This window comes from Arthrobacter sp. 24S4-2 (genome assembly GCF_005280255.1).
Classification (GTDB): domain Bacteria; phylum Actinomycetota; class Actinomycetes; order Actinomycetales; family Micrococcaceae; genus Arthrobacter.
Map to the genome: position 1 here is coordinate 1,901,941 of NZ_CP040018.1, position 16,556 is coordinate 1,918,496.

Annotated in this window: 14 protein-coding genes and 1 pseudogene; 7 read left to right on the forward strand and 8 right to left on the reverse strand. The window is 65.3% G+C overall.

The genetic code is table 11. The features are described 5' to 3' along the window. Positions 1-98: 98 nt before the first annotated feature. Entirely contained in the window at positions 99-1,937 is a 1,839-nt protein-coding gene (locus FCN77_RS08715) for a long-chain fatty acid--CoA ligase (RefSeq protein WP_137321951.1), read from the reverse strand. Positions 1,938-2,123: 186 nt separating this feature from the next. Between FCN77_RS08715 and FCN77_RS08720 the strand changes: the two genes are divergently transcribed. After that, entirely contained in the window at positions 2,124-3,215 is a 1,092-nt protein-coding gene (locus tag FCN77_RS08720; RefSeq protein ID WP_137321952.1) for an ROK family glucokinase, read from the forward strand. Between the two features lie 32 nt (positions 3,216-3,247). On the opposite strand, the gene FCN77_RS08725 is transcribed toward FCN77_RS08720, so the two are convergent. The 3 genes from FCN77_RS08725 to FCN77_RS08735 are packed head-to-tail and all read right to left on the reverse strand — an operon-like array spanning position 3,248 to position 5,411. Continuing rightward, positions 3,248-3,799, reverse strand: a complete 552-nt coding sequence (locus FCN77_RS08725) for a hypothetical protein (protein ID WP_137321953.1) — start codon at positions 3,797-3,799, stop codon at positions 3,248-3,250. Beyond that, complete coding sequence (locus tag FCN77_RS08730) at positions 3,799-4,626, reverse strand: carboxylesterase (RefSeq protein WP_137321954.1); 828 nt, start codon at positions 4,624-4,626, stop codon at positions 3,799-3,801. The genes FCN77_RS08725 and FCN77_RS08730 overlap by 1 nt, the downstream gene beginning before the upstream one ends. Continuing rightward, a complete protein-coding gene (locus FCN77_RS08735; protein ID WP_137321955.1) occupies positions 4,623-5,411 on the reverse strand; it encodes a carboxylesterase in 789 nt (262 codons plus the stop codon). The genes FCN77_RS08730 and FCN77_RS08735 overlap by 4 nt, the downstream gene beginning before the upstream one ends. A 111-nt stretch (positions 5,412-5,522) precedes the next feature. Between FCN77_RS08735 and FCN77_RS08740 the strand changes: the two genes are divergently transcribed. Then, a complete protein-coding gene (locus FCN77_RS08740) occupies positions 5,523-6,269 on the forward strand; it encodes a 1-acyl-sn-glycerol-3-phosphate acyltransferase (protein WP_137321956.1) in 747 nt (248 codons plus the stop codon). A gap of 65 nt (positions 6,270-6,334) precedes the next feature. Then, entirely contained in the window at positions 6,335-7,726 is a 1,392-nt protein-coding gene (locus tag FCN77_RS08745) for a class II 3-deoxy-7-phosphoheptulonate synthase (RefSeq protein WP_137321957.1), read from the forward strand. Between the two features lie 113 nt (positions 7,727-7,839). Here FCN77_RS08745 and FCN77_RS08750 read toward each other — a convergent pair. Together FCN77_RS08750 and FCN77_RS08755 are read right to left on the reverse strand one after the other, a co-directional pair. Further along, a pseudogene (locus tag FCN77_RS08750) lies at positions 7,840-9,998 on the reverse strand (PASTA domain-containing protein). A 102-nt stretch (positions 9,999-10,100) separates the two neighbouring features. After that, the gene (locus tag FCN77_RS08755; protein WP_137321958.1) at positions 10,101-11,438 is read right to left on the reverse strand and encodes a lytic transglycosylase domain-containing protein; all 1,338 of its coding nucleotides are present in this window, start codon (positions 11,436-11,438) and stop codon (positions 10,101-10,103) included. Positions 11,439-11,682: 244 nt separating this feature from the next. Here FCN77_RS08755 and FCN77_RS08760 point away from each other — a divergent pair, with 244 nt between their 5' ends. After that, positions 11,683-12,036, forward strand: coding sequence for an Rv2175c family DNA-binding protein (locus FCN77_RS08760; RefSeq protein ID WP_137321959.1), 354 nt, complete (start codon positions 11,683-11,685; stop codon positions 12,034-12,036). 41 nt (positions 12,037-12,077) lie between these two features. Here the strand turns inward: FCN77_RS08760 and FCN77_RS08765 are convergent, their stop codons facing one another. Both FCN77_RS08765 and FCN77_RS08770 read right to left on the reverse strand, forming a co-directional pair. Then, the gene (locus FCN77_RS08765) at positions 12,078-13,169 is read right to left on the reverse strand and encodes a polyprenyl synthetase family protein (protein ID WP_175417431.1); all 1,092 of its coding nucleotides are present in this window, start codon (positions 13,167-13,169) and stop codon (positions 12,078-12,080) included. Further along, entirely contained in the window at positions 13,169-13,699 is a 531-nt protein-coding gene (locus FCN77_RS08770) for a hypothetical protein (protein WP_137321961.1), read from the reverse strand. The genes FCN77_RS08765 and FCN77_RS08770 overlap by 1 nt, the downstream gene beginning before the upstream one ends. A gap of 74 nt (positions 13,700-13,773) precedes the next feature. On the opposite strand from FCN77_RS08770, the gene dinB reads away from it, so the two are divergent. The 3 genes from dinB to mraZ all read left to right on the forward strand — a co-directional run bounded on the left by dinB (position 13,774) and on the right by mraZ (position 16,404). Continuing rightward, on the forward strand, positions 13,774-15,000 hold the full coding sequence (dinB, locus tag FCN77_RS08775; RefSeq protein WP_137321962.1) for a DNA polymerase IV: 1,227 nt from the start codon (positions 13,774-13,776) through the stop codon (positions 14,998-15,000). 243 nt (positions 15,001-15,243) lie between these two features. After that, positions 15,244-15,615: a DUF3040 domain-containing protein gene (locus tag FCN77_RS08780; RefSeq protein ID WP_137321963.1), complete on the forward strand. Its 372-nt coding sequence runs from the start codon at positions 15,244-15,246 to the stop codon at positions 15,613-15,615. A gap of 360 nt (positions 15,616-15,975) precedes the next feature. Continuing rightward, the gene (mraZ, locus tag FCN77_RS08785; RefSeq protein ID WP_137321964.1) at positions 15,976-16,404 is read left to right on the forward strand and encodes a division/cell wall cluster transcriptional repressor MraZ; all 429 of its coding nucleotides are present in this window, start codon (positions 15,976-15,978) and stop codon (positions 16,402-16,404) included. Positions 16,405-16,556 lie beyond the last annotated feature (152 nt).

A 16,556-nucleotide genomic window follows, 5' to 3' on the forward strand; every position in this document is an offset into this window, starting at 1 on the left:
GTAAGCCAGTAAGTCGAGTAAGCCAGTAAACAGAAGGAGGACCTCCCGGCCGGGAGGTCCTCCTTTTTTGTTCTTGCGACTTTTTTCGTGCGACCGGGCTAGTGCTGCCCGGACGGCTCGTGACGTGCCGGGCGCGGGGCGGCATACATTTCCCCGATGACGGAATCGAAGTCCTTCATCACCTGGGCCCGCTTGACCTTCATTGACGGGGTCAGGTGGCCCGAGGCCTCGGTGAAGTCGGACGGCACGATCCGGAACGACTTGATGGCCTCGGCCTGGGACACGGACAGGTTGGCGTGCGTAACCAGGTCCTGGACGGCTGCCTTGACCACGGGGTGGTTCGCGGCCTCCACGAGGGTGACGGTGGCGGGCAGGCCATGGCGCTGCAGCCAGCCCGGCAGGGCTTCCTCGTCCAGCGTGACGAGTGCGCCGATGAACGGTCGGTTGTCGCCCACCACCAGGACCTGGGAGACCAGGGCGTCGGCGCGGATCTGGTCTTCGAGCAGGGCCGGCACCACGTTCTTGCCGCTCGCCGTCACGATGATTTCCTTCTTGCGGCCCGTGATGGTGAGGAACCCGTCCTCGTCCATTTGCCCGATGTCGCCCGTGCGGAACCAGCCGTCCACGAACGTGTCGGCCGCAAGGTCGTCACGCTTGTAGTAGCCGCGCATCACGCAGACGCCCTTGGCGAGGATCTCGCCGTCGTCGGCTATCTTCACCGCGTTACCGGGCAGCGGAGCACCGACCGTTCCGATCCTGATCAGCTGGGGCGTGTTCACGGTGATCGGCGCCGTTGTTTCGGTCAGGCCGTAGCCTTCGAGGATCTGCATGCCGATGCCCTGGAAGAAATGTCCCAGGCGTTCGCCCAGCGGACCGCCGCCGGAGACCGCATGGGCCACCTGCCCGCCCATCGCCGCGCGCAGCTTGCTGTAGACGAGTTTGTCGAAGAGGGCGTGGCGGAGCTTCAGCCCGAATCCGATGGACCCGGCCTGCCGGGCACGGGAGTACGCGATGGCCGTGTCCGCGGCCTTGTGGAAGATGGCTCCCTTGCCGCCGTCCTCAGCCTTCGTGAGCGCGGAGTTGTAGACCTTTTCGAACACGCGGGGCACGGCCAGGATGAACGTGGGCTTGTAGCTTTGCAGGTCCGGCAGGAGGTGCTTGATGTCCGGGGTGTGTGCCACGGTGACGCCGGCAGCCACGGCCAGCACGGAGATAAACCGGGCGAATACGTGGGCCAGCGGCAGGAACATGATGGTCCGCGCCTGTTCGTGGACGATGCCGGACAGAGAGGTGGCCAGTGCGTTCTCGGACAGTTCCACGAAGTTGCCGTGCGTCAGTTCGCAGCCCTTGGGCCGGCCGGTGGTCCCGGACGTGTAGATGATGGTTGCCACGTCGGCCAGGGACGCCCGGCTCCTGCGTGCTTCCAGCTGGTCGTCGCTGATGGCGGTTCCGGCGGACCGGAGTTCGTCCAGGCCTGCTCCTTCGAGCTGCCAGACATGCGCCAGCGAAGAAAGGCCTTCGGACGTGGCTGCCTGCCGGATGATGTCCTCGTGGTGGGCTGCTTCGCCGAAGGCCGCCACTGCACCCGAGTCGCCGAGGTTCCAGGCAACCTGGGTGGCGGAGGACGTCTCGTAGATGGGGACGGAAACTGCACCCGCGAACCAGATGGCGAAGTCCACCAGGGCCCATTCGTAGCGCGTGCGGGACATGATGCCCACCCGGTCCCCGGCCTCCACCCCACTGGCCATCAGGCCCTTGGCCAGGACGCGGACATCGGCGAGGAAGTCCGCGGCGGAAATGTCCTGCCACTGCCCGGCGGCATCGAGCCTCGAATACAGGGCCGGGTTCGAGGCCTTGGCGGCCTGCCGCAGCACCAGATCGGTGATGTTGGTTTCCGGGGGTACTTTCACCAAGGGCGGAACACTGAATTCGCGCACGATAGCTCCTTTGTTATCCATAGACCCGCAGGGGTACTGCTAAGACTAGTACGCCCTCTGCAGGGGGTTGTCCTGATTAACCTACTGGCGAGTAACTTTACGGTTAAGTGGCCAAAAACCGCCACCCCGCCGGTAGGAAAAGTTGTTTGACGGGCGCGGCTGGCCCGGGCAATAGAATGGGGAACCATGCACACACCTTCGCCCGGCGACCTGCCCAGACCCTACCGACGGAAGGCCGCCTGGCTGCGGAGGAGGCCGGCCGTGCAGGACACACCCTCGGCGGGCCAGGGCCTCCGCGAGCACCTGAGGCTGGGGCGCAAGGGCTTGGCCATCGGCGTGGACATCGGCGGGACCAAGGTGGCCGCCGGCGTGGTGGATGCCGACGGCAGGATCCTCAGCCAGGCCAAGCGTTCGACACCCGGCAGTGACCCCCGGGCCGTGGAGCAGGTGATCGTGGAACTCGTGGAGGAGCTCAGCCGCGGCCACCGCATCTGGTCGGTGGGGATTGGCGCCGCGGGCTGGATGGACCTCGACGGCGGCACCGTGCTCTTCAGCCCGCACCTTGCCTGGCGCAACGAACCCCTCCGGGACAACCTCCAGCGGTTGCTTCGCCGGCCTGTGCTGTTGACCAACGACGCCGATGCCGCCGCGTGGGCCGAATGGCGGTTCGGTTCCGGCCAGGGGCAGAACAGGCTAGTGTGCATCACGCTCGGCACCGGGATCGGCGGCGCCATGGTGATGGACGGCCGCGTGGAACGCGGACGGTTCGGCGTGGCCGGCGAATTCGGCCACCAGATCATCATGCCCGGCGGCCACAGGTGCGAATGCGGAAACCGCGGCTGCTGGGAACAGTACGCCTCCGGGAACGCCCTGGGCCGGGAAGCCCGCGAGCTGGCAGCCGCCAATTCACCGGTGGCACAGGAACTCCTCAAGGCCGTGGACGGGAAAGTGGACCGGATCACCGGCGTCACCGTCACGGAACTGGCCAAGGCAGGGGACGCCACATCGCAGGAACTGCTGGAAGACGTCGGGGAGTGGCTGGGACTCGGACTGGCCAACCTTGCGGCTGCGCTGGATCCCGGCAAGTTCGTGATCGGCGGCGGGCTCTGTGACGCCGGCGAACTGCTGGTCGCCCCGGCCCGCAAGGCTTTTGCGCGGAACCTGACCGGGCGCGGCTTCCGGCCGGCAGCAGAAATCGCACTGGCGGCGCTGGGCCCCAACGCTGGACTGATCGGTGCCGCCGATCTCTCCCGCGTCAGCAGCCGGATGCACGGCTGACAGGCCACCGGCCCGAGAGCCGGTCCGCCCGGCTAGACCCGGGCGCCGTCGTCGTGCTCGTCCTTCTCCTGCGGGAGCTGCATGATCAGGTAGATCACGGACAGGACGAAGGCCGCAACCATTCCCAAGATCGCCATCAGCGGGGCCGACCGCCAGAACATTGCCGAGAGGACCAGGGCTACGGGGCCGCCCACGGCTCCCAGCCACGCGAGCATGATCAGCGGGTCCGTACCGGCCAGGCTTGGAGGTTCCTCCGGAACGAAGGGCTCGTCGTCGTCGGCCTCGTAGTCCCGTGGTCCAGGTGCCGCCGGTTGCCCGGTTCCCGTAGGGTCGCCCTCCGGCTGAAGTGCGCCGGGCAGCGGCTGCCGGGCAGCGGCCTGCCGTTCGGACGCCGACGGTTCCCTGGGAGCTGCGCCCGAGAGCCCCAGCGGGTCGAAATCCCGGAACGGCCGCCTGGCCGGAGGGCTGACTTCCCCGTCGGGAGCCGCTGCGCCGCGGCCCTCGAGCCGGGATACCAGGTCCAGCCAGACGGCGTCGTCCTGGTTCGCGCTCTGGTCCGAGGAATTCGAATCGGATCCGGTCATCAGCCGTGGCCTCCGGAACTGGCGGGGGAGGTTCCGGCCGCAGGGCCGCCGTCCGCCGGACCGGCGATCACTGGACCGGAAACCACGGACCGGATGAATTCAGCCGTCCCGCTGAAGATCTGCGGGGCATCGTTATCCAGCGTGGCCACGTGGTAGCTGTTTTCCAGTGCGCTCAGTTCGAGCCGGGCGTTCGTGAGGCCCCGTCGAAGCGCCACGATGCTGGAGTCGGACACCACATGGTCCACCGTGGAACGGAACACCCTCACGGGCGCGGTGATCCGGGGCAGCAGGCGCAGGGTGTCCTTGAACATCATGTTGAGCTCATGGGCTGCCGCCACGGGCGTCCGCTGGTAGGCGCCTTCGTCCATGTCCGGCTTGAAAATGTCGTTGGCAATCGCCGGCGTGCTCTTCAGCACGAACTTGAGGACGCCGGCGAAGGGCGCCCGGGGGTCGTCGATGACCAGCCCCGGATTCACCACGATGGTTCCGGACACAGGACGCAGGGCAGCCACGCGCAGGGCAAGTGCGCCTCCCATGGACAGGCCCGCCGTGAACACATGGTCGCACTCGGCCTCCAGCTCCAGGTACGCCGCGTCATAGGCGCGGTGCCAATCCTGCCACCGCGTCCGGGCAAGTTCCTGCCAACTGGTTCCATGGCCCGGCAGGAGCGGCATCCGTACGGCAAAGCCGGCGTCGGCCAGCGATTGGGCCCACGCCCGAACACCGTGCGGGCTTCCGGTGAAGCCGTGGGAAACAGCCACCCCGATCGAAGGGCCATTGCCGCTAAACGGGCTGCTGAACGGGCTGTGGTCGGCAGGGATGCTCATGATGTCTCCGAGGATACGTGGTGTGGCGCGTGCTCAAGGAAAAAGCGGGACGAAAGGTCGAAAATCGTGGGCGCATCCGTGTCCAGCGTGGCCACATGGCCGCTGTGCGGGAGCGGTACTACTTTAAGGGCTGCAGATCCGAGGCCGCGCCGGATCATTTCAAGGGACGACGGTGGAACCACGTCGTCCGTGTCCGATTTGAACACCAGGACCGGAGCCGTCACGCGCGGCAATCCCCGGCGCGCCGCGACAAACAGCTTCTTCAGCTGGTGGACGGCGGCAAGGGGGGTCTGCGAGTAATCGCCGTCGTCAGTGCTGGCCGCCGTCGGGTTGGCCTCCACAATGGGCAGGGTGGTGGGCTGAAAATACTTCAGGATTCCCACGATGCGCACCCTCCGGTCATAGAAGCTCAGGCCGGGATTGACCACGGCCACCCCGCCGACCGGGTGGCGGGCCGCCGTGCGCAAAGCCACGGCACCGCCCATGGACAGCCCGGCCACATAGCAGGTGTCACTCCGGCCGGCCAGCTCCAGGTACGCGCGTTCGAAGGCAGCAGCCCATTCGCGCCAGCCCGTCCGGGCCAGCTCGCGCCAGTCGGTTCCGTGACCGGGCAGGAGCGGAACGGAGACGGCAAAACCCTGGTCGGCCAGGTGCAGGGCCCACGGCATGATGCTGTGGGGGCTCCCGGTGAAGCCGTGGCAGATGGCAATGCCGGTCCTGGCATTCAGGCCATGGCCGGGATAGCTGAAAGCGGCAGGCACCGTCGGTTTGCTGCTTTCTCTCATATGCCCATCGTGTCACTCTTCGCCACAAATCTCACTAGAGTAGGGTTGCATTGAAGTCCTGGCCGGGCCCGACGAAGGGCCGGCCAGACGCCTTCCGGAGAGGTACGCCACGTGTTTTATTGGTTCACGAAGACCTTCGTTCTGGGTCCGGTGCTGAAGCTCCTGTTTCGCCCGTGGGTCAAGGGCCTCGACAACGTTCCCGCCGAAGGCCCAGCCATTCTGGCCTCCAACCATCTTTCGTTTTCAGACTCCATTTTCATGCCGCTGATGGTCCCGCGACCGGTGGTCTTCCTGGCGAAATCGGAGTACTTCACCGGAACGGGCGTCAAGGGCAAACTGACGGCACTGTTCTTCCGCCTGACCAACCAGCTGCCCATGGACCGCTCCGGCGGAGCCGCCTCCGCAGCCTCGCTCAACGCCGGAATGGACGTCCTCTCCCACGGTTCGCTGCTGGGAATCTATCCCGAGGGAACCCGCAGCCCGGACTCACGGCTCTACCGCGGGAAAGTCGGCGTGGCCAAGCTCGCACTGGAGGCCAGGGTGCCGGTGATTCCCGTTGCCATGATCGGAACGGACAAGGTCCAGCCCATCGGGAAACGGCTGCCCAACATCAGGCGCATCGGGATGATCTTCGGCGAGCCCCTGGACTTCAGCCGCTACTACGGCATGGAGGATGACCGCCTCATCCAGCGCTCGGTCACGGACGAAATCATGTATGAACTGATGCGGCTGTCCGGCCAGGAATATGTTGATGAGTACGCCGCGGTGGTCAAACTGCGGCTCGCGGGCAAACCGGTGGACGGCGCGGACGGTGCAGGCGGCGGCAGCAGCGGCCCAGCGGAACCGGGAAAAGTGTGACGGAAGTTCGGTGCGAATGACGGTTAGTGTGCCGGAAACCCGGATCCGGGAACTAGTCTTGTAGTGTGACTGAGCTATCCGCAAAACCTGCCTCCCTGCTGACCAGTACCGCCCAGAGCGGAGCCGCCAACTATCCGGGACTGGACCACTGGCGGGAGCTGCCGGTCTCCCAACAGCCCAGCTGGCAAGACAAAGGGGTCTTTGACGCGTCAGTGAAGGAACTCTCCGTCCTGCCGCCGCTCGTGTTCGCCGGCGAAGTGGACATCCTCCGTGAAAGGCTCGCCGCTGCCGCACAGGGCAAGGCCTTCCTGCTCCAGGGCGGTGACTGCGCCGAGACGTTTGAGGCCGCAACCGCGGACAAGATCAGCGCCAGGGTCAAGACCATCCTGCAGATGGCAGTGGTCCTCACCTACGGTGCGGCGATGCCGGTCATCAAGATGGGCCGCATGGCCGGCCAGTTCGCCAAGCCGCGCTCCTCCAACGACGAAACGCGCGACGGCGTGACCCTCCCGGCATATCGCGGCGACATCGTAAACGGCTACGATTTCACGCCGGAATCCCGGGCTCACGACGCCGGCCGGATGCTGAAGGCCTACCACACGTCCGCTTCCACGCTGAACCTCATCCGTGCGTTTACCCAGGGCGGTTTCGCTGACCTTCGCCTGGTGCACCACTGGAACAAGGGCTTCACCGAGAACCCGGCCCACGCCCGCTACGAATCGCTGGCCCGCGACATTGACCGCGCCATCAAGTTCATGGCCTCCTGCGGAGCCGACTTCGAAGCCCTGAAGCGCGTGGAATTTTTCGCGAGCCACGAGGCCCTGCTTCTGGACTACGAGCGCGCCCTGACCCGCATCGACTCGCGCACGGGACTCCCGTACGACACCTCCGCGCATTTCCTCTGGATCGGCGAACGCACCCGCGAACTCGACAACGCCCACGTCGACTTCCTGTCCCGCGTCCGCAACCCGATCGGCGTCAAGCTGGGCCCGTCGACGTCCGGCGACGACGCCTTGCGGCTGATCGACAAGCTGGATCCGGACCGCGAACCGGGCCGGCTGACTTTCATCACGCGAATGGGCGCAGGCAACATCCGTGAAAAGCTGCCCGCCATCGTCGAAAAGGTCACGGCCTCCGGCGCCCAGGTTCTCTGGGTGACGGACCCCATGCACGGGAACACGGTCACCTCGCCCAACGGCTACAAGACGCGCAACTTCGACGACGTCATCGACGAAGTGCGTGGCTTCTTCGAGGTCCACCACTCCCTGGGCACCATCCCGGGCGGCCTGCACGTCGAAATGACGGGCGACGACGTCGCGGAGTGCCTCGGTGGCGCCGATCCCATTGACCAGGAAGCCTTCCTGGACCGCTACGAATCAGTCTGCGATCCGCGGCTGAACCACATGCAGTCCCTGGAGATGGCCTTCCTCGTAGCAGGGGCACTCTCCAAGCGCTGACCCCGCCGCACTGGCTGAAAGAAAAGCTCCGCCCGGCTGGAACCAGCCGGGCGGAGCTTCTTCGTGAGTGCGCCTTCCGGGCGCTCCTGGAGGGCGCCCGCTGGAAGGGCGCCTTAGACGACCGTGAGCGTCACTACGGAGCCTTCGGGCACCTGGGTGTCCACTGGTTCCTGGTCCCGTACGGTGCCGAAGAATCCGCCCAGGATGTTGTTGACCCGGACCTCGAAGCCCAACTTCTCCAGCGCCTTGCGGGCATCATTGGCCTGTTTGCCGATGTAGCTGGGGACGTTGACCAGTTTGGGTCCCTTGGAGACGGTGAGTGTGACTGCCTTTCCCCTGGTCAGCGTGCCGGAGGCCGGTTCCTGCGACACCACGGCGCCCTTGGGAACCTTCTTGTCGTTGACGGTCTCGGGCGCGATGACGGCCTTCAGCCCCGCGGCCTCAATTGCCTTGACTGCGGTGCCCTGCTCCTGCCCCCGGACATCCGGTACCGGGATGGGTTCAGGACCCTTGGATACCGTCAGGTTGACCGGTGTTCCCCGCCTGGCAGGGGTGTCCGCCGCGGGATCCTGGGCGAGGACCGTCCCGGCGGGCCCTGATTCGCTGAAGGTCTCCGTGACGGTGCCCAGGGCCATTTCGGCGCCGTTGAGTGCGTTCTTCGCGTCGTCGAGGGACTTGCCGCTCAATCCGGGCAGCGGGAAAAGCTGCGGGCCCTTGGACACAAAAAGGGATACGGCCTGGAACTTGCGGATTTCCCGCCCCGCAACAGGTTCGGTGCCGACTGCCAGCCCCGCCGCTATATCGTCGTCGAAAACGTCCCTGGTGGTGGACTGAAACCCGGCCGTGCTGAGGAGTTGCTGTGCTTCTGCCACGGTTTTGTTGGTGACCCGGGGAATGGTCCCGGGGGAGCCGGGGCCCATCCCGAAGAACCAGCCTGCACCGGTGGCCAGCAGCGCCGCGATCACCAGGATGATGATCCACAGCACCCCCGGCGGCGTGCGCTGCCTTCGCGCAGCGAACGCACGGGGGTCGCTGCCGCCTTCGACTGCGCCCTGGCGGCGTCGCGGTCCTGCTTGCGCTGAGCCCGCTTGCTCAAGGGGCCCGCCGTGTCCGGCTGATCGCCGTCTGCGTCTGCGTCGGCAGGTTCCGGATCCGTCGGGGCCGCCAGCGCACCGAATTGGCCGGGGCGCCGTTGAGCCGCCGAAAGCACTGTGGTGGGGTTGCTCTGGCGCGTGATGACTTCTGTCGGGTGCTGTCCGGCAGACAGGACTTCTGTGTGTTCCAGGCCGTCGCGGCCGCCCTGGGGATCCGGCCGGTCCTGGCGCTCGGTAGCGTGGCTTCCGAAAGGCGGGTGGACGGGAGGGTGCGCCGGATGCGCCGCCGCGGGTGAATGCGCGATGGCGGCCGGTGGCTGGAGGTCGAGTTCGGCGTCGGTCAGGTTCGTCCGGATGTGCCGGAGTTCGGACAGCAGCGCATTGCCGTCCACGGGGCGCTGCTCGGGGTCCCTGGCGGTGCACCACTGCACGAGTTCGTCCACTTCGGCAGCGAGCCCGGGCACTTCGCCTGATGGCGCATCGACCGAGGCGTTAACGTGCTGGTAGGCAACCTGGATGGGCACCTCGCCGTCGAACGGCTGCCTGCCAGTGATCATTTCGTACAGCATGATGCCCACCGAGTAGATGTCGCTGCGGGCATCGGCCTGCCTGCCGAGCACCAGTTCCGGTGACAAGTACGCCACCGTACCGATCAGGGCTCCGGTGCTGGTTGACGTCGTCACGGCCCGGGCGAGTCCGAAGTCACCAACCTTGATCCGGCCGTCGTCGGCGATAAGGACGTTCTCCGGCTTGATGTCCCGGTGGATGAGTCCGGCGGCATGCGCCGCTCCCAGCCCTTCAACAACAGGGTCAATCAAAGCCAGCGCCAGCCTGGGCGACAGTGCGCCCTTCTCCTTGATGACGTCCCGGAGGGTATGGCCCTTGATGTACTCCATGACCAGGTAGGCGGTTTGCCCGTCCGTGCCCTGGTCCAGCACGCCTACGACATGGGGGTGGGAGAGTTTGGCCGCGGCCTTGGCCTCCCGGCCCAGCCTGTCCAGGAAGTTGCCGTCATTGACCAGGTGGGGATGGAGGACCTTGAGCGCAACGTCACGTTCCAAACGCTGGTCGGTAGCCAGGTAAACGGTGGACATTCCGCCGCGCGCCAGCCTGGACTGGACCCGGTAGCGATTGTCCACCAGGGTTCCAACAAGGGAGTCCGACACTTTTTCCTGCACCCTACGATCCTAAGTGACACACGGAAACGGGCCCGAATCGACATGCAATCCGGACCCGTATCGTTACCCGCCGGCACGCGCGGACCGCGTACCGGCGTGCACTTAGCTGAAGTTCTTCTTGTGCGCCTTGATCGCCGCGACATAGTCCTTCGTGTCGTCGAACATGCCGTTCTTGCTCACCGAGTACTGGCCCTGGTAGTAGCCGGCGATGGCGTTGTCCAGGTCCTTGCTGGTGCGGATCAGTTGGCGGATGATCGCCACACCCGCGGTTGCATTGTCATAGGGATCGAGCAGGTTCAGCTTCCGGCCCACAAGGTCCGAGGCCCATTCGCCGGAGGCCGGGATGACCTGCATGGTGCCGATGGCATTGGCCGGTGAAACGGCCCGCTGGTTAAAACCGGATTCCTGGTAGGCGAAGGCCAACGCCAGCGAAGGATCCACACCCATCCGTCGTGCGGTATCGGCCACGATGGACTTCATCTGTTCCCGCGAGGGGACAGGCGAGGCGTTGAGGAGGGCCTTGTTCTGGTTGGCGGAGGAGACCACGGCGTCCGGGTAGGAAAAACCGAGGAAGGAACTCGGGACCAGGGGAGTGACACTGCCCGCAGGCTGGATCGAGGCGCCGGGGATGACCAGCTTGTTGCCGGGGTAGATCATGCTGGTCATGGTGAGCTTGTTCGCCGACAGGATGTCAGAGAGCTTGACGCCGTGCTTCGCGGCGATGCCTGACAGCGTGTCGCCTGCCTTGACTGTGTACGAGCCCGAGCTGGGGGCAGGAGCTGGAGCAGGAGCGGGTGTGGCGGCCGGCGCCGGGGCGCTGGACTGGCCGCTTCCGATCTTGATCTTCTGGCCCGGGTAAATGATGGAGTTCATGTTGAGCCCGTTCCAGCTCAGCACTTCGGAAAGCTTGACGCCGTGCCGGGCCGCGATGGCGCCGAGAGTGTCGCCGGGCTTGACCGTATAGACGCTGCCGCCCTCGTTGGCCGGGGCCGGCGACTCCTGCTTGGCGGGGGCGGCAGGTGCGGAGGCCGAGCCGGTCAGCTTGATCTTCTGGCCCGGGTAGATGATGGTGTTCGGCTGGAGGTTGTTCAGCTTCAGGATCTCGTTGGTGTCCAGTCCGTAGCGCCCCGCGATACCGCTGATGGTGTCGCCCCTGGCAATGGTGTATTCGGCCGGCGCGGCGGGCTGTGCGGGCCGCAGCGAGCTGGGCAGCGACGTCGAAACCGAGGCCGCAGGAATGACACCGGCCTTCACTGCGGCTTCCTGGGCCTGCATAGCCGCAGCCAGGGTGGCAGGCACCGTCCGCGGTCGGACGTCGGCCGCGGCAGGGTGGGCCATGGCCAGCGAGGACAGGACCACTGCCGGGAGGGCGGCCGTGGTTGCCGCAATCACAGGCAGGCTCGGCCTGGGGTGCTGCTTTGGCGATCGGGGCGTCGTCATGGGAGGGATCCTCTTCTCAGCGGCGAATGCTGTCGGTCAGGCCGGTGTTACGAATGATACTAGTGTTACTAAAGTTAGTGTTGGTGCAAATGTGATCTATGCGAATCTCTCACGAATTGCCGTTTAGCACAAGAAATGTTGGGCATTCCTGATATGCGTTTCTTCGGAGTGTCGATTCCGGCGTACGGCCCGCTTGGTGCCCGCTGACTAGGCGCAATTGCGCCCGCCGTGGCAATCTTGATCCGTGAGTACTGTAGAAAGCCTTGTAGGCGAATGGCTGCCTCTGCCCGATGTGGCAGAAATGATGAACGTTTCCATCACGAAAGTCCATGGATTGCTGGACGAAAAAGCGCTGGTGGCTCTCAGGATCGGCGACCGTCGGATCAGGTCGGTGCCCGCGGACTTCATGCAGGACGGCCACCCCGTCGAAAGCCTGAAAGGGACCATCGTTGTCCTGTCGGATGCCGGCTATTCCGATGAGGAACTGATTACGTGGCTTTTCACCCCGGATGAATCATTGAGGGGCCGGCCCATTGACGCACTGCGTGAAGGCCGGAAGACCGAGATTCGCCGCAGGGCGCAATCCCTCGCCTGGTAATAGCTGTAAGAACCCCGCGCCGCTGAGCCGCGCCGCTGAATTCAGGCGGCGCGGCTGACGGTTGCCTCGGCAAGTTTGCGCAAGGCGGTCTTGGGGAGATCTTCCAGCGGCAGCAGTTCGAGTTCCGCGAAGGCGGCCCGTCCGAACTCCTCAATCAGCACTTCCGTGGCCTGGAGGGCTCCGCAGTCCACGATGATCCGCCGGATTTCCTCGACGTCAGCGTCGGACAGGTCCGGGCTTCCCAGATTCGCATCCAGGAAGCGGGATTCCTCCGGCGCAGCCTGGTCGAGGGCGAAGGCGACCAGGACAGTGCGTTTGCCTTCCCGGAGGTCGTCGCCGGCCGGTTTGCCCGTGGTGACCGGGTCACCGAAGACCCCCAACACATCGTCACGGAGCTGGAAGGCTTCACCCAGTGGTAGGGCGAAGGCCGAGTAGCCACGGAGCAGGTCATCGGAGGCGCCTGCGAGGGCGCCGCCCAGGGCCAGCGGGTGCTCAGTGGAGTACTTTGCCGACTTGAACCGGATGATGGACTGGGCGCGGCTGACGGCTCCCGCACGGTCACGCATCGGCCCGGCAACTTCCTCCAGGATGTCAAGGTACTGGCCTGCCATCACTTCGGCCCGCATCAGGTTGAAGATGAGCCGGGCCCGGCTGCCCGACGCCGCGGACTCGCCGATGTCGGTGAACGATTCCTCACTGAAGGAAAGGCACAGGTCGCCGGTCAGTATGGCCGCGGCGTGACCGAAGCGCTCACTGTCCAGGGCCCACCCCTGGTCCTCATGCAACTGGCTGAAGACGCGGTGCACGCTCGGTCCGCCCCGCCGGGTGTCGGACCGGTCGATGATGTCATCGTGAATCAGGGCCGCCGCCTGGAACAGCTCCAACGCCGAGCCGGCTGTCACCACTTCAGTGGCCGTTGCCTCCCCGCCGGCGCCGCGCCAGCCCCAGTAGCACATAAGTGCCCGCAGCCGCTTGCCGCCGGTGACCAGATTGGAGATGGAACCCATCAGCGGGTCGATGTCCTGGGAGATGGCGGACATCACGGACTGGCGGGTTGCCAGGAAGTCGTTAAGCTTGCCGGCGACGGCGGCAACGTACGCGGTCTGCTCCACCCGGAGCTGCTCTGCCACCATCACTTGGCGGACTCAGCTGCGACGTTGGCGCCGATGGTGAACGTGGAGACCGCGCCGGTCTCCACCACCGCGATATTCACGGTTTCGTTGTCGCCGCGGAGGAAGTCCTTTGACGCCACCGCACCCACGTTCTCACCGGGCACAGCCTTGAAGCCCTGGGCTTCGAGCTCCTTCGCATAGAACGCGACCACTGCCGCGGCCGGGGAGCCGATGTTGCCGACCAAAGCCGCGGTGGCCGGAGTGGTGGTCTTGTCGAAGCTGCTCGAGACGACCGTTGCCCCCGGCATGACGGGCAGGAGTTTTTCCGGGAAGCCGGCAACAAGCGCGCCCACAGTTGCTGAGGTTCCGGGAGATGCCGAAGGGCTGGGAGGCGCAGTGGTGGATGCCTGGTCAGTGGCGGAAGCTGAAGCGCTGGCGGTCCCCGAGGCCCTGGCTCCGGGATCGGCGGGGGTGCATGCCGCCAGGGCCAGCAGGGCGCCGGCCACGATCACGGCACAGCCCGCAGGCTTGAGCTTTCCAATTAACTTCACAGAGACAGTCCTCCTGGTGTTGACGCCGGATTCAGCCTCCAGTTTAGTCAGTCCCACGGCATAGGATTGAAGGCGTGGGGTCGGACCAGGATAAACAGCAGCTCGAAGCGACCCTTCGGGAGCTCCGCAGAAGCAGCATCATGCATGTGGACATGGATGCCTTTTTCGTCTCGGTGGAGCTCCGAAGCCGTCCGGAGCTGCGCGGCAAGCCGGTGATCGTGGGTTACCCGGCGGACCGTTCCGTGGTGCTGTCCGCGTCCTATGAGGCACGGAAATTCGGGGTCAAGTCCGCGATGCCCATGGTCATTGCGGCCCGGATGTGCCCTGCCGCCGTCATCATCGAGCCAAGGCACAAGCTCTACTACGAGGTGTCGGCACAGCTCATGGACATCTTCGGCTCGATCACGGACCTGGTGGAACCCCTGAGCGTGGATGAAGCCTTCCTGGACGTCGGCGGAGCCATCCGGCGGCTCGGAAGCCCGCGCATCATCGGGGAGATCATCCGGCAGCGCGTGCACAACGAACTTGGCATTACGGCGTCCGTCGGCATCGCGGCCAGCAAGTTTGTGGCGAAAATAGCGTCCACACGGTGCAAGCCTGACGGCCTCCTGCTCATCGAACCGGATCAGACAGTTCCCTATCTGCACAGCCTGCCGGTGAACGCCCTTTGGGGCGTCGGCGCGAAGACCGGCGAGGTGCTGGCACGCATGGGAATCCGGACCGTGGCGGACGTCGCCGCAACCCCGCCGGCCTCCCTGAAGAAGGCGCTCGGGGCAGCGGGGGAGCACGTCTACAGGCTGTCCTGGGGGATAGATCCACGGCCGGTGACGCCGGTGCGCCTGGAGAAGAGCATCGGTGCCGAGGAAACGTTTGCCGTCGACACGGGGGACAACGCCCTCCTGCACCGGGAGCTGCTGCGCCTGTCCTACCGGACGGCCGAACGGCTGCGCAGCGCCGGGATGATGGCCCGGACCATCGCGCTGAAGCTCCGGTACGCCGATTTCTCCACCATTACCCGCAGCAGGACTGTTCACACGCCGGTCGATAGCGCGCAGCTGATCTACGCCGTCGTCGTACAGCTCCTCGATTCAGTCGGCCCCCGGACCATGACCATACGCCTTGTCGGTGTCCGGGCCGAACAGCTCGAGGACGCTGCCCAAACCTCGCTGCAGCTCAGCCTGGACCGCCGCGATGACAACTGGCGTGCCGCGGAACAGGTCCTTGACCGGGTGGCCGAGAAATTCGGCTCAAAATCCGTGCTCCCGGCCCGGCTGCTGGACCCGAACAAACCCGGCGGATGACCCGTCCCGCCGCGCCGGGAGTGTCTTTCAGAACAGGGCACAACAAACTATCCTTAGAGATACATAGATTTCGAACGTTTGGAATTACTGAACAGCCAGCTGGGTCAGCCGGCGTCCGAATGCGTGGATCCCGGGTTTGCCGTTATACGGTGGCCGGGAACCTCCTGCGCATGCCGGACGTTATCGGTTTGAGAACCAGAGGCCACGGCAAGTCCGGACGTTGGCCGACTTAAGGAGGTCGTGATGCCGCTCTCGGAGCACGAACAGAAGTTGCTCGAGCAGTTGGAGAAGCAGCTGCACGAAGACGATCCGAAGTTTGCCAACTCAATGGGATCGGATCCGGGCCGTACCTGGTCCACGCGCCACATCGTGATCGGCGTGCTGGCCACCCTGGCCGGAATCCTCCTCCTGCTGGTGGGCGTATCACTTCAGAGCATCTTTGTTGGTGTCCTCGGATTTATCGTGATGGGAGCCGGAGTCTATTTCGCAACGATGCGCAGCTCCGCCGCCGCCAAAGCGAAATCCGCCGGTGGCAAGAAAGCCGGCAAGGGACGAAGCTCGTTTATGAGCGGCCTTGAGGAACGATGGGACGAGCGGCGACGCGGCGAGCCGTGACATTTGACCGCTAGCACTCCACTTCGCACCACCCGGCCCCTGAACGGCCAGCACGAAGACCCGCTCCGGCGGGTCTTTTGCATTTAATGCCGGAAATCCGGGCCCCGGACGCCGGGCTGGTCCTGGCCTCCCGCCGTCGTGCTTTCCATGGAAGCCCGGGTGCGCCACTCGCCGCCAAAACCCCTCCACTTTCCACCACGCGCCGTATCCCTTGATTTACGCGGGATTATTCATCCAGTCCCGGGATGAAATTACCGTGTCGCGTTGACTGTGGTGCGATGTGGAGTAAAGTGGAGCAGGTAAGAGGGTAGTGGCAGCACAGGGGACGTGCAGCTCCTGACGACAGACGGGCGGGTGGCCATGTTTCTTGGCACACACTCGCCGCGGCTGGACGAAAAGGGGCGGATCATCCTCCCAGCGAAGTTCCGCGAGGAACTTGCCAGCGGACTGGTACTCACAAGGGGCCAGGAACGCTGCATCTACGTCTTCAGTGAGCGGGAATTCGAACGGATTCACGAGCAAATGCGGGAGGCGCCAATATCCTCCAAGCAGACTCGTGACTACATCCGGGTTTTCCTCTCTGGAGCCTCGGACGAGGTACCTGACAAGCAGGGGCGCGTGACTATTCCTCCCGCACTCCGGGCATACGCAGGTCTCGGCAGGGAGCTCGCCGTGATTGGCGCAGGCTCCCGGGCGGAGATCTGGGATGCCCAGGCCTGGAACGAGTACCTGGCGGAGAAGGAAACTTCCTTCTCCGAAACCGACGACGCCATCCCGGGAATTCTCTGAATCCCGCAGGCGACGGCGGAAGACGTTTCTTGAACGAGATCTCCAGCCGCCCATCCGAACGTTGTCCTGGCTCACTTCCCCGGAGCCAGGCGGACGCTGGGATAGGCGCGGATGGGGATCTGGCTCAAGAAACGCACCGAGGCCCCCCGGTA